This window comes from Aeromonas sp. Y318-3, from assembly GCF_027706185.1.
GTDB lineage: Bacteria > Pseudomonadota > Gammaproteobacteria > Enterobacterales > Aeromonadaceae > Aeromonas > Aeromonas veronii.
Window position 1 is genome coordinate 218,384 of sequence record NZ_JAPDCN010000003.1, and the last position, 13,745, is coordinate 232,128.

The 13,745-nt window shown below is 58.0% G+C and carries 16 protein-coding genes; 13 read left to right on the plus strand and 3 right to left on the minus strand.

The window, feature by feature from the left end:
* Positions 1–3 precede the first annotated feature (3 nt).
* The 5 genes from yajC to nlpI all read left to right on the plus strand — a co-directional run bounded on the left by yajC (position 4) and on the right by nlpI (position 4,657).
* Positions 4–339, plus strand: coding sequence for a preprotein translocase subunit YajC (gene yajC, locus OKB77_RS05570; protein WP_005337327.1), 336 nt, complete (start codon positions 4–6; stop codon positions 337–339).
* An 18-nt stretch (positions 340–357) separates the two neighbouring features.
* Complete coding sequence (gene secD, locus OKB77_RS05575; protein WP_043823978.1) at positions 358–2,211, plus strand: protein translocase subunit SecD; 1,854 nt, start codon at positions 358–360, stop codon at positions 2,209–2,211.
* Between the two features lie 10 nt (positions 2,212–2,221).
* Entirely contained in the window at positions 2,222–3,169 is a 948-nt protein-coding gene (gene secF / locus OKB77_RS05580; RefSeq protein WP_005337322.1) for a protein translocase subunit SecF, read from the plus strand.
* 84 nt (positions 3,170–3,253) lie between these two features.
* Entirely contained in the window at positions 3,254–3,622 is a 369-nt protein-coding gene (locus OKB77_RS05585; protein ID WP_019446086.1) for a rhodanese-like domain-containing protein, read from the plus strand.
* Between the two features lie 90 nt (positions 3,623–3,712).
* Positions 3,713–4,657, plus strand: a complete 945-nt coding sequence (gene nlpI / locus OKB77_RS05590; RefSeq protein WP_005351017.1) for a lipoprotein NlpI — start codon at positions 3,713–3,715, stop codon at positions 4,655–4,657.
* A 65-nt stretch (positions 4,658–4,722) separates the two neighbouring features.
* Here nlpI and OKB77_RS05595 read toward each other — a convergent pair whose 3' ends face one another.
* Positions 4,723–5,595, minus strand: a complete 873-nt coding sequence (locus tag OKB77_RS05595; protein WP_270817100.1) for a U32 family peptidase — start codon at positions 5,593–5,595, stop codon at positions 4,723–4,725.
* 11 nt (positions 5,596–5,606) lie between these two features.
* Positions 5,607–6,602 (minus strand): ubiquinone anaerobic biosynthesis protein UbiU, encoded by a 996-nt coding sequence (gene ubiU / locus OKB77_RS05600; protein WP_042080116.1) that lies wholly within the window; start codon positions 6,600–6,602, stop codon positions 5,607–5,609.
* Between the two features lie 189 nt (positions 6,603–6,791).
* On the opposite strand from ubiU, the gene ubiT reads away from it, so the two are divergent.
* Complete coding sequence (ubiT, locus tag OKB77_RS05605) at positions 6,792–7,325, plus strand: ubiquinone anaerobic biosynthesis accessory factor UbiT (RefSeq protein WP_005344837.1); 534 nt, start codon at positions 6,792–6,794, stop codon at positions 7,323–7,325.
* On the opposite strand, the gene OKB77_RS05610 is transcribed toward ubiT, so the two are convergent.
* Positions 7,278–7,694 carry a hypothetical protein gene (locus OKB77_RS05610; protein ID WP_270817101.1) on the minus strand — a complete coding sequence of 139 codons (417 nt, stop codon included), beginning with the start codon at positions 7,692–7,694 and terminating at the stop codon, positions 7,278–7,280. The two genes, ubiT and OKB77_RS05610, sit on opposite strands and share 48 nt — an antisense overlap.
* A 187-nt stretch (positions 7,695–7,881) precedes the next feature.
* Between OKB77_RS05610 and trmJ the strand changes: the two genes are divergently transcribed.
* From trmJ to hscA, 7 genes are all read left to right on the plus strand, one after another.
* Positions 7,882–8,604 carry a tRNA (cytosine(32)/uridine(32)-2'-O)-methyltransferase TrmJ gene (trmJ, locus tag OKB77_RS05615; RefSeq protein WP_270817102.1) on the plus strand — a complete coding sequence of 241 codons (723 nt, stop codon included), beginning with the start codon at positions 7,882–7,884 and terminating at the stop codon, positions 8,602–8,604.
* 92 nt (positions 8,605–8,696) lie between these two features.
* Positions 8,697–9,200 (plus strand): Fe-S cluster assembly transcriptional regulator IscR, encoded by a 504-nt coding sequence (iscR, locus tag OKB77_RS05620; protein WP_026035025.1) that lies wholly within the window; start codon positions 8,697–8,699, stop codon positions 9,198–9,200.
* 53 nt (positions 9,201–9,253) lie between these two features.
* The gene (locus OKB77_RS05625; protein WP_013723838.1) at positions 9,254–10,468 is read left to right on the plus strand and encodes an IscS subfamily cysteine desulfurase; all 1,215 of its coding nucleotides are present in this window, start codon (positions 9,254–9,256) and stop codon (positions 10,466–10,468) included.
* A 41-nt stretch (positions 10,469–10,509) separates the two neighbouring features.
* Entirely contained in the window at positions 10,510–10,893 is a 384-nt protein-coding gene (gene iscU, locus OKB77_RS05630) for a Fe-S cluster assembly scaffold IscU (RefSeq protein ID WP_005333813.1), read from the plus strand.
* A gap of 15 nt (positions 10,894–10,908) precedes the next feature.
* On the plus strand, positions 10,909–11,232 hold the full coding sequence (gene iscA / locus OKB77_RS05635; RefSeq protein ID WP_005333812.1) for an iron-sulfur cluster assembly protein IscA: 324 nt from the start codon (positions 10,909–10,911) through the stop codon (positions 11,230–11,232).
* Positions 11,233–11,350: 118 nt separating this feature from the next.
* Entirely contained in the window at positions 11,351–11,869 is a 519-nt protein-coding gene (gene hscB, locus OKB77_RS05640; protein ID WP_005351031.1) for a co-chaperone HscB, read from the plus strand.
* Between the two features lie 28 nt (positions 11,870–11,897).
* Positions 11,898–13,745 (plus strand): Fe-S protein assembly chaperone HscA, encoded by a 1,848-nt coding sequence (gene hscA / locus OKB77_RS05645; protein WP_204383024.1) that lies wholly within the window; start codon positions 11,898–11,900, stop codon positions 13,743–13,745.

The window sequence follows — 13,745 nt, forward strand, 5'->3', positions numbered from 1 at the left end:
TAAATGAGCATTATCTCCAAGGCGTATGCAGAAGGCGCAGCACCGGGTGCACAGGGTGGTGGTATGGAAATGATCATCATGCTGGCCGTATTCGGCCTGATCTTCTACTTCATGATCTATCGTCCCCAGGCCAAGCGTGCCAAGGATCACCGCAATCTGATGAGCTCCTTGTCCAAGGGTGATGAAGTGCTCACTTCCGGTGGCCTGGTTGGCAAAATTGCCAAAGTGGCTGCAGACAGCGATTATCTGGTGATCGCCCTGAACGACCAGACTCAAGTCACCATCAAAAAGGACTTCGTCTCTGCCGTTCTGCCCAAGGGTTCTATCCAGTCCCTTTAATCTCCCAAGGAGCACAGCGTGTTGAATCGCTATCCGCTGTGGAAATACCTGATGGTGATCCTGGTGATCGCCATCGGTTTTCTATATGCAGCCCCCAATCTTTACGGCGAAGATCCGGCTTTGCAGGTTTCTGCCAGCCGTGGTGCCGAAGTCAAGCTAGATACTCTTGATCTGGTGAAAGAGACCCTTGAAGCGGCCAAGATCCCGGTCAAACATGCTGCATTCGAGCACGGTTTTATCCTGATCCGTTTCAAGAACACCGAAGACCAGCTGAAGGCGCGCGATATCGTTGCCAACAAGCTGGGCGACAACTTCATTACCGCACTCAACCTGGCACCTTCCACTCCCGCCTGGCTCGAAGCCATCGGTGCGGCGCCTCTGAAGCTGGGTCTTGATCTGCGCGGTGGTGTGCACTTCCTGATGGAAGTGGACATGGCCGAAGCACTGACCAAGCAGCAAGAGCAGATGGTGCAGGATTTCCGCTCTGAGCTGCGCACCCAGAAAATCCGTTACTCCGGCGTGCGCCGGGTCGGTGATCAGGTGCAGGTGATCTTCCGTGACGAAGCCGATCAGGAACGCGCCGTTTCTCATCTGCGTCGTCAGAACCCTGATTTGACCTTCACTACCGAGCAGAAAGGGGATGAGTTCATCCTGCTGGCTGGTCTGAGCGAAGCCAAGATCAAGGAAGTGAAGAAGTACGCCCTCGAGCAGAACATCACCATCATCCGTAACCGGGTCAACGAACTGGGTGTGGCCGAGCCGCTGGTACAACAGCAAGGCGCCGAGCGCATTGTCGTTGAACTGCCCGGTATTCAGGATACCGCCCGCGCCAAGGAGATCCTGGGTGCAACCGCGACCCTGGAATTCCACATGGTCGATGAGACTGCCGACATCCAGGCTGCGGCCGATGGCCGTGTCCCGCCCAGCTCCAAGGTCTACAACGATCGCAATGGTCGTCCCGTGGTGCTGCACAAGCGGGTGATCCTGACCGGTGACCACATCGTGGGTGCCCAGTCCGGTTTCGACGAGTACAGCCGTCCCCAGGTCAACATCAAGCTGGATGGCCAGGGTGGCAACAAGATGGCCAACTTTACCAAGGACAACGTCGGTAAAGGGATGGCGACCGTCTTCATCGAGTACAAGCCGGTCGGTCAACCGGGTCCGGATGGCAAGCGCAAGTTCCGCAAGCAGGAGGAGGTGATCAACGTCGCCACCATCCAGTCGCGTCTTGGCAGCCAGTTCCGTATCACAGGTATCGACAATGCCAACGAAGCCCACAACCTGGCGCTGCTGCTGCGTGCCGGTGCCCTGATCGCCCCGATCCAGATCGTGGAAGAGCGCACCATTGGCCCGAGCCTGGGTCAACAGAACATCGACAGCGGTATGGAAGCCATCGGCTGGGCCATGCTGGTGATCGTGCTGTTCATGGGGATCTACTACCGCGCGTTCGGCTGGGTTGCCAACCTGGCGCTCTGTATGAACCTGGTGTTGATTGTCGGCATCATGTCGATGATCCCTGGTGCCACCATGACCCTGCCGGGTATCGCCGGTATCGTCCTGACGCTGGGTATGGCGGTGGATGCCAACGTGCTGATCTACGAGCGTATTCGTGAAGAGATCCGCAACGGTCGTGGTGTTCAGCAAGCCATCCATCTGGGCTTTGATCGGGCATTCTCCACCATCGCCGACTCCAACGTGACCTCGCTGATCACCTGCGTGATCCTGTTCGGTATCGGCACCGGCGCCATCAAGGGCTTTGCCCTGACGCTGGGCATTGGTCTGACCGCCTCCATGTTTACTGCCATCACAGTTTCCCGTGCCATTATCAACCTGGCTTGGGGTGGACGGCGTATCGACAAGCTGCCCATCTGAGGATAGAGAGATGTTTCAGATTCTACATTTTGAAAAACCGATCCCGTTTATGCGCTATGCCAAGCCGGGTGTGGTTTTCTCTTCCGTGCTGATGGTGGTAGCCCTGTTCTTCCTGTTTGATCGGGGGCTGAACTGGGGTCTGGACTTTACCGGTGGTACCACCATCGAGGTGGGGTTCCAGCAGTCGGTGAGCCTGGACAAGATCCACGACGCTCTGGAAGAGCAGAAGATTGAAGGGGCAACCCTGCAACACTTTGGCTCCAGCCGTGACGTGCTGTTCCGCCTGACCCCGAAAGAGGGGGTCAAGGTAGAACAACAGGGTAACGAAGTGCTGGCGGCGGCCAAGCAGCTCGACGAGGGCGCAGTGCTCAAACGCGTCGAGTTCGTCGGCCCTTCCGTGGGTGATGAACTGGCGACAGACGGTGCGCTGGCCATGCTGGCCTCCATCCTCTGTATCCTGGCCTACGTAGCAGTGCGTTTCGAATGGCGTCTGGCGCTGGGGGGCATTCTCTCCCTGGTGCACGACGTGGTGATCACGCTGGGTGTCTTTGCCTACTTCCAGTACGAGTTCGACCTGACCGTACTGGCGGCACTGATGACCCTGGTGGGTTACTCCCTGAACGATACCATCGTGGTGTTCGACCGCTTGCGGGAGAACTTCCGCAAGGTGCGTAAAGGGGATACCGAGTACATTCTGGATCTCTCCATGACCGAGACCCTGAGTCGTACCATCATCACCTCCGGCCTCACCTTTATCGTGGTGCTGGCGCTGCTGCTCAAGGGCGGTGCGCTGATCCACGGTTTTGCCGTGGCCATGGTGATCGGTGTGGCGTTCGGTACCTACTCCTCCATCTATGTGGCGAGTGCGTTTGCCATGTTCCTCGGCGTCAAGCGCGAGCACATGCTGCCCACCCAGGTAGAGAAAGAGGGTGCGGACCAACAGGAAATCCTGCCGTAACAGTGAAGAGCGCCTCATGGCGCTCTTTTCTTATCTCTGCGTGTCGTTTGCTGACGCACATGATTTAAACAACAGGAGTTTGTCATGCATCACAATCCCCGTTTTTTGGCGCTGGTTGACGGGATCCGCTCCCGCATCACCGAAACCGATGTTCACCAGATCAAGCGCTGGCAGGACGAAGGGCGCACGTTTCACCTGATCGACGTGCGGGAAGAGAGCGAGTGGGCCAAAGGCCATCTGCCCGGTGCCCGATATCTGGGTCGTGGAGTGATTGAGCGGGATATCGAGACCCAGTTCCCGGATCTCGAGACCGAGCTCTACCTCTATTGTGGTGGTGGTTTTCGCTCAATTCTGGCGGCGGACAACCTGCAACAGATGGGTTATCGCAAGGTGATCAGCGTCGACGGCGGGTTTCGCGGTTGGTGCGATGCCGGATACCCTGTCGAATCCTGATTTATTTGAGGTAGAGGGGCACAGCTACATGACAAAGCGGCAGTTGACCTTTACCATATGCGGGGTCAAGCGTAAGCGTCGGAGTGTTCATTGAACGTCAGGAAAGGGATTGGATACCTCCTCGGTATCCTGTTGTTGCTTCCCATGTGGGGTTGCAGCAGTAGCAGTCAGGTTAACACCCCCAAGGTTCCCAAGCCGCAGCCTGCTTCACTGGTGTTGGCGACCCCCCTGCAGGTCTCCTACCAGAGTGAGCTGGCGCTCGCCCGACTCGGGCAGATGCTCAGTGAAATGGAACTGACCACCGAGCAACGGGCAGAATTGTTCTATGAGCGTGCCGTGGTGTTTGATCGGGTTGGTCTGCGTTCCCTCGCGCGGCTCGATTTCAACCGTGCCCTGCGGGAGAAACCGGATTTCGCCGAAGCCTACAACTTCATCGGCGTCTATCTGGTACAGCAGCAGAATTACGACGAAGCCTATGATGCGTTCGATTCCGCCCTCGAACTGGCACCGGACTATGACTATGCCTATCTCAACCGTGGCATCGCCCTCTATTACGGCAACCGTCCCGAACTGGCCGCGGCCGATATGAAGCGTTTCTACGAGGCGCAGCCGGAAGACCCCTATCGGGTGATCTGGCTCTATCTGGCCGAGCAGAAACTCGACCCATCGGCCGCCATGAGCCGGATGCGCGAGCGTCTCAACAAGTACGATGACGATGCCTGGAACTGGGATCTGGTTCGCCTCTATACCGGCGAGATCAACGCTTCCCAGCTGATGGGCAACGTGGTGAAAGGGGTGAAGGATAACCGGGAGCTTGCCGAGCGCCTGTGTGAAACCTACTTCTATCTGGGCAAGTTCGAGCTGGGCAAAGGCAACCGCAAGGAAGCCATCAGCTACTTCAAGCTGGCCTTATCCAACAACGTCTATGACTTTATCGAGCACCGCTATGCGCTGCTGGAGCTGGAGTTGATGGCGCGCAAGCCCTTGCCGCCAGGTGCCCAGAGCGCTCGTAACAAGGGTGATCAGCCCTCCTGATCTACTGCCAGATAGTGGTAAAAAAGGCCTCGCGATGAGGCCTTTTTGTTGGGCGAATGGCGGGTTTACTCCACCAGGCTCATGCCGGGGATCTGGCGCCAGTAGCCGTTGCAATCGCGATCCTGCTGCAGAACGAGGGGCTGATTGCCCTGCTGGTTAGCCTTGAAGCGAGCCAGCATCTCCAGCGTCTCCATCCCTTGCGGTGAAAGTCTGACCACATCCACCAGACCTTCCATACCAGCCAGCTCGTTACCCAAGTTGTAGCAGTAACCGGACTGGGTCTGGATCCCGTTGAGATTGAACACCCGCTGCCCCTCGCGGCTGTTGGCCAGTCGTCCGGTGGGGTAGTTGATGCAGGCTAGCTCGCAGTTGTCCTTGGGCTTGTCGAGGGATCGGGCGGTGAAGCAGCGCGCCGAGTAGGCGAGCGGCAGATGGCCGTAGGCAAACACCTCCACCTCAAATTGGTCGCGCAGGGTGCCCAGATCCTGATTGAGCTGGATCAGCCAGTCACGGGAGAGCTCCACCGGCATGACCCAGCGTTTCATCCCCTGTTTGTGCAACATGCGCAGCACATCGGCGTTATAGGCGTTGATGGCGGGACCACAGACGAAGGGGATCCCTGCCTCCCTGGCGAGTTGCACCGTACCGAGATCGTTGGCTTCGACCATAAGATCGCCATTGTCGACCAGCCGCTTCACCTCCTTGAGTTCGGAGGGGGCGGAGATAAGGGCGAGGGTCGAGAGCACCACCTGCTTGCCGGAGCTGGCCACCTGACGGGCCAGTGCAATCCAGTCATCGACTTTGAGTTCGCGCCGCTTGCTGCAAACGGTCTCCCCCAGATAAATGATGTCGGCCTGACTGTCGGTAGCAGCATGGTAAAAGGATTCGGTATCGGCTTTGGGCCAGTAGAAGAGCACAGGCCCGAGAGAAAATTGCATGGGTGGACTCCTTATTGCCACTGACGATGGTAGGCGCCGAGGGTAGTCTGGCTACCTTCGGAGACGCGGGCGAGCTGGGCATCCCACTCAGCTTTGACCTGATAGGCCTCGGGATTGGCCTGATAGGCATCGATGGCCGCACGCCAGACCCGGGTCACTTGCTCCACATAAGCAGGGCTGCGTTGGCGCCCTTCAATCTTGACCGACTGGATCCCGGTCTTGAACAGCTCGGGCAGGAGACCCAGGGTATTGAGACTGGTGGGCTCTTCCAGCGCGTGGTAGGTCTGGCCATCCACGTCGAAACGCCCCTTGCACAGGGTCGGGTAACCGGCATTTTCGCCCGGGCCATAGCGGTCGATCAGCACCTCGTTGAGCCGCGACTCGAGACCATTCGGGGTCTCTTCCCAACGGACGAACTTGGCCGGTGAGCAGGCGCCGACGGTGTTGGGGCTCTCGCCAGTCATGTAGGAGGATAGATAGCAGCGCCCCTCGGCCATGATGCAGAGGCTGCCAAAGGCGAATACCTCAAGGCCAACATCGGTCTCGCGGGCCAGCTGCTTGACCTGATGCATGGAGAGCACCCGGGGCAGCACCACCCGTGTGACATTGAATTGCTGCTGATAGAAGCGAATGGCGGCGGCATTGGTGGCGCTGGCCTGCACCGAGACATGGAGTTCCATCTCGGGGTAGTGGCGGCTGGCATATTCCAGCACGGCGAGATCGGCGATGATTAACGCATCGGCGCCGAGGGCCACTCCGCGATCAACCGCCTGTTTCCATCGAGTATCGGCCCCGGGATGGGCAAAGGTATTGATAGCAATATGCAGCTTGCGACCATGTTGATGCACATAATCCACCGCCTTCTCCAGTTTGCTGTCGGTAAAGTTGAGACCGGCAAAGTGGCGGGCATTGGTGTCATCCTTGAAACCGATATAAACGGCATCGGCCCCGTTATCCACGGCGGTTTTCAGTGCCGGCAAACTGCCTGCCGGACAGAGTAATTCCATTGGTACGCTCCGAGAGTGCATATGAAGGGCAAACGAGCCCTGATTGTATGCAGCCATGCACTCCCGCTTTTTGACCTGAGGCAGCTTTGTGTGGCTTTACCCTTCTTGAGGTAACCCTGCACAAGTTTGATTTCCAACAGGATCTTGCCACTCTCCCTGTGTTTGAATGCGCAAAAAAGGGAGTCTATCGTGTTTCAACAACTGCAACGTCGCCTGGTCGAACAGGCTCCGCGCTTCTTGCGCCATCCCCTCAAGCTTGTTCCCTTCAATCTGCAAAAGCAGCTGATGGAGAGTTTGCTGGCCCGGGTATTCAAAGAGGCTATCGAAGATGGCGATTTCGAGTTTCTGGCAGACAAGTGGCTGAAAGTCGAAGTCTCTGATCTGGAGTTGTGCTGGTTTATCAGTGAGCAGAATGGCCAGCTGGTGGTGGCTCGCGAGTGTGACAAGGCCGATGTCTGCTTCAGCGGTACCGCCAACGACCTGATCCTGATTGCCGGTCGCAAAGAGGATCCGGATTCGCTCTTTTTCCAGCGCAAGCTGAAGATAGAAGGGGATACCGAACTGGGCCTTGAGGTGAAAAACTTGATGGACAGTCTGGATCTCGATGGCTTGCCAAGCCTGATGAAGTATCCCCTGATGGATCTGGCGACGTTTATCGAACGCGCCCGCACCGAGTCAGCGCAGGCTCCGGTGCAGACGGCGCCGGGCGGGATCCCGTCTTAAGTGGACAATCACCCCATGGGCATGGCGACGATAATGGTGCCGTGCCCAGAGGCAGCGACAGGCCCACAGACAGGGCGCCAAGGCGATGAGTGCCGCAGGGGCGGGCAGCTGTGACATGGCCAGCCCCGCAGCCAGCCAGATAAAGGGCTGCGCTTCATACAGCCACTCCGGCTGCAGCCAGCGTTTGCTCGGAAAGATAATCAGATCGGTACGTCGGTAGCTGGAGCGCATCATCCAGGTCACCGCTCCGGCGATAAACAGCAAGGCGCCTGCAAACCAGAGCAGTGGCTGTTCACTCAACGTAATAATGGCAATGGCTGCCAGCAGGTAGAGGCTGGGCAATCTCTCATAGATAAAGGGAGGAAGCATGGCGTGGTGTCTCCTGTGCCGTTTATCGGATATCCATCAAGTTTAGTCCCCCCCTCTCACTTCCCTCATGCTGGTTTGTTATACAAACGGGTAGTTTTGTTCTGAAATGGCTCGGCTTTTACGGTGCCAACATTGTGTTCTCTTATGTTACAATTGCGCGCCATTTTTGACTGAAGATTGACTGGGCATGTTGGATCAGATTCGTATCGTTTTGGTAAACACCTCTCATACCGGCAACATGGGGTCTGCGGCACGTGCCATGAAGACCATGGGTTTGACTCAGCTGGTATTGGTTGATCCGCAAGCCTTGCCGGATGACAATGCCTTCGCCCTGGCGGCTGGTGCCAGCGATGTGCTTGCCAATGCCCGTATCGTCCCGACGCTGGACGACGCGATCGCCGATTGTTGTCTGGTGATTGGCACCAGCGCCCGCTCTCGAACCCTGAGCTGGCCCATGCTCGATCCCCGTGAGGCCGGCGAAAAGTCGGTGGTTGAGGGGATGCAGCACCCGGTTGCGTTGGTGTTTGGTCGTGAGCGCACCGGTCTCACCAACGACGAATTGCAAAAGTGCCACTACCACGTGGCCATTCCGGCCAATCCTGATTACAGCTCTCTCAATCTGGCCATGGCGGTGCAGACCCTCTGTTACGAAGTGCGGATGCGCTGGCTGCAGGGGCAGACCGCCGAGCCTGAAGAGGAGATGGTCTACCCGAGTGCCGCCCAGCTGGAAGGGTTTTATCAGCACCTGGAACAAACCCTGATGAAGACCGGTTTTATTGCCGATGACCATCCGGGTCATGTGATGAGCAAGCTGCGTCGCCTGTTCAATCGAGCTCGGCCGGAAGCTGCTGAGCTCAACATTCTGCGCGGTATTCTGACCTCGGTGCAGAAAGCGCGCATACCGGATTAATCCGACTGATTTACTCAACCATATACTTGACTGATTTGGTCGGGTATGTGACCATGTGCCCCATTAAATTGCTTCGCAAGACGGTAAGGCACATGAGACTGACTTCAAAAGGACGTTACGCTGTAACCGCCATGCTCGACGTGGCGCTGCATGCAGAGCAGGGGCCCGTCCCCCTTGCCGATATTTCCGAGCGCCAGGGCATCTCGTTGTCCTATCTCGAGCAGCTCTTTGCCCGCCTGCGCAAACATGGTCTGGTGAGCAGCGTGCGTGGCCCGGGTGGTGGTTATCGCCTGGGGTTGGCCCCAGGCGAGATTTCGGTTGGTCAGGTGATCACCGCGGTCGATGAGTCGGTCGATGCCACCAAGTGTCTCGGCAAGGGCGGTTGCCACGGTGGTACCCAGTGTCTGACGCACTCCCTGTGGCGCGACCTGAGTGAGCGGATCTCCAGCTTCCTCGGGGATATCACGCTGGCCGAGCTGGTACGCCAGGCCGATGTGCGCCGCATTGCCGGCAAGCAAGATGAACAAATGAAGACCGTGTTGTCCCTGGTTGATCGGGCAGAACACGGCGATGTGAGCTTGAAAGTCCAACTATAAACGTGCTTTCCACAGCGGGACTCTGTATGACCCGGACTGTGACGGAGAAAAACATGAAACTGCCTATTTACCTTGATTATTCGGCAACCTGTCCGGTGGACCCGCGTGTCGCAGAAAAAATGATGCAGTGTCTCACCATGGATGGCCTGTTCGGCAATCCGGCTTCCCGTTCTCACCGCTTTGGCTGGCAAGCCGAAGAGGCGGTGGATCTGGCCCGTAATCAAGTGGCAGATCTGATCGGTGCCGATCCCCGCGAGATCGTCTTCACTTCCGGTGCGACCGAATCCAATAACCTGGCCATCAAGGGTGTTGCCCACTTCTATGCCAGCAAGGGCAAGCACATCATCACCTCCAAGACCGAACACAAGGCGGTGCTCGATACCTGTCGCCAGCTGGAGCGTGAAGGGTTCGAGGTGACCTATCTTGAGCCGATGCCCAACGGCCTGTTCACTATCGAGATGATCGAGAATGCCATGCGTGATGACACCATCCTGGTCAGCATCATGCATGTGAACAACGAAATCGGCGTGGTTCAGAACATTGCCGCCATCGGCGAGTTGTGCCGTTCCCGCAAGATCCTGCTGCACGTGGATGCTGTTCAGAGCGTGGGCAAGATCCCGGTAGATGTGGAAGCACTGAAAGTGGACCTGCTCTCCGTCTCTGCGCACAAGGTGTATGGTCCGAAAGGGATCGGTGCACTGTTTGTTCGCCGCAAACCCCGCGTTCGTCTGGAAGCCCAGATGCACGGTGGCGGCCACGAGCGCGGCATGCGTTCCGGTACTCTGCCGACCCACCAGATCGTCGGGATGGGCGAAGCTTTCCGCATCGCCAAAGAAGAGATGGTGAGTGAAGGCGAGCGCATCTTGGCTCTGCGCCAGCGTCTGTGGAATGGCATCAAGGATATTGAAGCCGTCTACATCAATGGCGATCTGGAGCAACGTGTTCCGGGTAACCTCAACGTCAGCTTTGCCTATGTGGAAGGGGAATCCCTCATCATGGCGCTGAAAGATTTGGCGGTCTCTTCCGGTTCGGCCTGTACCTCCGCCAGCCTGGAACCTTCCTATGTGCTGCGCGCACTGGGTCTGAACGACGAGCTGGCACACAGCTCCATCCGTTTCAGCATGGGTCGCTTCACCACCGAGGAAGAGATTGACTACGCGGTCAAGCTTATTCGTGACTCCATCGGTCGTCTGCGCGAGATGTCCCCTCTGTGGGAGATGTACAAAGACGGCGTCGATCTGAACACGGTCGAATGGGCTCATCACTGATCCACCGGGTCAGTGAGCAACAGAATTAGCAGGAGTGAGATATGGCTTACAGTGAAAAAGTAATCGACCACTACGAGAATCCTCGCAACGTCGGTGGTTTCGACAAGAATGATCCCAGCGTTGCAACCGGCATGGTCGGTGCGCCCGCTTGTGGCGACGTGATGAAGCTGCAATTGAAGATCAGCGACGAAGGCATCATCGAAGATGCCAAGTTCAAGACCTACGGATGCGGTTCTGCCATCGCCTCCAGCTCCTTGGTGACCGAATGGGTCAAGGGCAAGACCCTGGACGAAGCGGCTGGCATCAAGAACACAGATATCGCTGAAGAGTTGGCCCTGCCACCGGTGAAGATCCACTGCTCCATTCTGGCTGAGGACGCCATCAAGGCCGCCATCGCCGATTACAAGCAGAAGAAAGGTCTCTAAGCGCCGGAGAGCAGTATGGCTATTACCATGACAGATGCCGCCGCGGCACGGGTTTCCTCTTTTCTGGCTAACCGGGGCAAGGGCATTGGCCTGCGCCTCGGCGTCAAAACCACCGGCTGCTCCGGTCTGGCCTACGTGCTTGAGTTCGTTGATGAACTGACCGATGAGGATCAGGTGTTCGAGCAGCAGGGCGTCAAGATTATTGTTGATGCCAAGAGCCTGATCCATCTGGATGGCACCGAGCTGGATTTCGTCAAGGAGGGCCTCAACGAGGGCTTCCAGTTCAATAATCCCAACGCCAAAGGCGAGTGTGGTTGCGGCGAAAGCTTCAGTGTCTGAGATGTTTGACGTCAATGATCCTTCGTCTGTGGTTGAGCGGGTCGCCCATGACCCGTTCAACCACATCTCATTTGCCAGGGGCGAGTGAGGTTGTGGCGAACGTTTCCAAGAGGTTTGCATGAATCATTTCGAGCTGTTTGGGCTGGTTGAAGGCTTCGAGCTCGATACCCGTCAGTTGGCTGATACCTACCGCCAGCTGCAAACCCAATTCCATCCTGATCGTTTTGCCACCGCCCCCGAACGGGAGCAGCTGGCTGCGGTGCAACGTGCCGCCCAGATCAACGAAGCATTCACCACCCTCAAGGCGCCGCTGCGCCGTGCCGAATATCTGCTCTCCCTGCGTGGCACCGATATCCGTGGTGAACAGCAGACTCTGCAAGATACCGCGTTTCTGATGCAGCAGCTGGAGTGGCGCGAGCGTCTGGCCGATCTGAAAGATGACGCCGACCCTGAGCGCGCCATCAAGGATTTTCGCAGCGAGATCAGGCATGATCACCAGATGTTGATGCAGCAGCTGACCGAGTCTCTTGCCGCCGGCAGAGATCTCGTTGCCGCTGATTGCGTTCGCAAACTCAAGTTTGTCGACAAGCTCCTCGAAGAGCTGGAACGATTCGAAGACTCGCTTCTCGAGTCTTGATCCTTTAACGCTGGAAGTTTCATTACCCATGGCATTACTGCAAATCGCCGAACCCGGCCAGAGCGCTGTTCCTCATCAGCACAAACGTGCCGTCGGCATCGATCTCGGCACCACCAACTCTCTCGTCGCTGCGGTTCGCAGCGGTCACGCCGATACCCTTTGCGATGAGCAAGGGCGCGACCTGCTCCCGTCGGTGGTGCACTATCAAAGCGACGCCATTCGAGTGGGGATTGATGCCAAGCGCGAAGCGGCGCTCGATCCTCACAACACCATCGTCTCGGTCAAACGGATGATGGGCAAGGCGCTGGCCGATATCGATACCCGCCAGCAGCCTTACCAGTTTGTTGCCGCCGACAATGGCATGCCGCAACTGCAAACCCGTCAGGGGCTGGTCAATCCGGTGCAGGTATCGGCCGAAATTCTCAAAAAGCTGGCCGAGCGTGGCGCCCAGACACTCGGGGGCGATCTCGATGGCGTGGTCATTACCGTGCCCGCCTATTTCGATGATGCCCAGCGTCAGGGGACCAAGGATGCGGCCCGTCTGGCCGGTCTGCACGTGCTGCGGCTGCTCAACGAGCCGACCGCGGCCGCGATTGCCTATGGCCTTGACTCCGGTCAGGAAGGGGTGATCGCGGTATACGATCTGGGGGGCGGTACCTTCGATATCTCCATTCTGCGGCTGCATCGCGGTGTGTTTGAAGTGATGGCGACCGGCGGTGATTCCGCCCTCGGCGGTGATGATTTTGATCACCTGCTGGCGGACTGGATCAAGGTGCAAGCGGGCCTCTCCGGCGAGCTGGATGCCCATCTGCAGCGCGAGCTGCTGGATGTGGCCGCTGCCGTCAAACACGGCCTGACCGATGCCGAGCAGGTGGCGTGCACCTTTGCTGGCTGGCAGGGTTCAGTGAGCCGTAGCCAGTTTGATGAACTCATCACCCCGCTGGTGAAACGGACCTTGCTGGCTTGTCGCCGCGCCCTGCGCGATGCCGGTCTCGAGCAGGTGGAAGTGCTGGAAGTGGTGATGGTCGGTGGCTCCACCCGGGTGCCGCTGGTGCGTGAACTGGTGGGCGAGTTCTTCCAGCGTACGCCGCTGACCAGTATCGATCCGGACAAGGTTGTCGCCATCGGCGCCGCTATCCAGGCCGATATTCTGGTGGGCAACAAGCCCGATGCCGAGATGCTGCTGCTGGACGTTATCCCCTTGTCGCTGGGTCTGGAGACCATGGGTGGCCTCGCCGAGAAAGTGATCCCGCGCAACACTACCATTCCGGTTGCCCGCGCCCAGGAGTTCACCACCTTCAAGGATGGTCAGACCGCCATGGCCATTCACGTGGTACAGGGTGAGCGCGAGTTGGTGGCCGATTGCCGCTCCCTGGCCCGCTTTACCCTGACTGGTATTCCGCCGATGGCAGCCGGCGCCGCCCATATTCGCGTCACCTTCCAGGTGGATGCGGATGGTCTGCTTTCGGTCAGCGCCATGGAGAAATCCTCCGGCGTGCAGGCCGAGATCCAGGTCAAGCCCTCTTACGGGCTGGCGGAGCAGGATATCCTCAACATGCTGAGTGCCTCCATCGAGAACGCCCAGCAGGATATGGATGCCCGCATGCTGGCCGAGCAGCAGGTTGAAGCCGACCGGGTGGTCGAGAGTTTGAATGCCGCGCTGGCCGCCGATGGCGATGCCCTGCTCAATGCTGCCGAGCGTGCCGAGATTGATGCCGCCATCGCCCATCTGCTGACCATGCGCAACAGCGGCGCAACCCATCAAATCAAAGAAGCCATTGAGGCAGCCGATGCTGTCAGTGGCGAGTTTGCAGCCCGCCGGATGGACGCCTCCATCCGCAAGGTGCTGACCGGACAAAACGTCAACAAGGTGTAA

What these genes read in the sequence shown, in the direction of transcription:
- hscB (WP_005351031.1), top strand. Translation starts at nt 11,351, where the DNA reads ATGAATCATTTCGAGCTGTTTGGGCTGGTTGAAGGCTTCGAGCTCGAT.
- yajC (WP_005337327.1), top strand. Translation starts at nt 4, where the DNA reads ATGAGCATTATCTCCAAGGCGTATGCAGAAGGCGCAGCACCGGGTGCA.
- OKB77_RS05625 (WP_013723838.1), top strand. Translation starts at nt 9,254, where the DNA reads ATGAAACTGCCTATTTACCTTGATTATTCGGCAACCTGTCCGGTGGAC.
- iscA (WP_005333812.1), top strand. Translation starts at nt 10,909, where the DNA reads ATGGCTATTACCATGACAGATGCCGCCGCGGCACGGGTTTCCTCTTTT.
- iscR (WP_026035025.1), top strand. Translation starts at nt 8,697, where the DNA reads ATGAGACTGACTTCAAAAGGACGTTACGCTGTAACCGCCATGCTCGAC.
- hscA (WP_204383024.1), top strand. Translation starts at nt 11,898, where the DNA reads ATGGCATTACTGCAAATCGCCGAACCCGGCCAGAGCGCTGTTCCTCAT.
- OKB77_RS05585 (WP_019446086.1), top strand. Translation starts at nt 3,254, where the DNA reads ATGCATCACAATCCCCGTTTTTTGGCGCTGGTTGACGGGATCCGCTCC.
- OKB77_RS05610 (WP_270817101.1), bottom strand. Translation starts at nt 7,694, where the DNA reads ATGCTTCCTCCCTTTATCTATGAGAGATTGCCCAGCCTCTACCTGCTG.
- OKB77_RS05595 (WP_270817100.1), bottom strand. Translation starts at nt 5,595, where the DNA reads ATGCAATTTTCTCTCGGGCCTGTGCTCTTCTACTGGCCCAAAGCCGAT.
- trmJ (WP_270817102.1), top strand. Translation starts at nt 7,882, where the DNA reads ATGTTGGATCAGATTCGTATCGTTTTGGTAAACACCTCTCATACCGGC.
- ubiU (WP_042080116.1), bottom strand. Translation starts at nt 6,602, where the DNA reads ATGGAATTACTCTGTCCGGCAGGCAGTTTGCCGGCACTGAAAACCGCC.
- iscU (WP_005333813.1), top strand. Translation starts at nt 10,510, where the DNA reads ATGGCTTACAGTGAAAAAGTAATCGACCACTACGAGAATCCTCGCAAC.
- secF (WP_005337322.1), top strand. Translation starts at nt 2,222, where the DNA reads ATGTTTCAGATTCTACATTTTGAAAAACCGATCCCGTTTATGCGCTAT.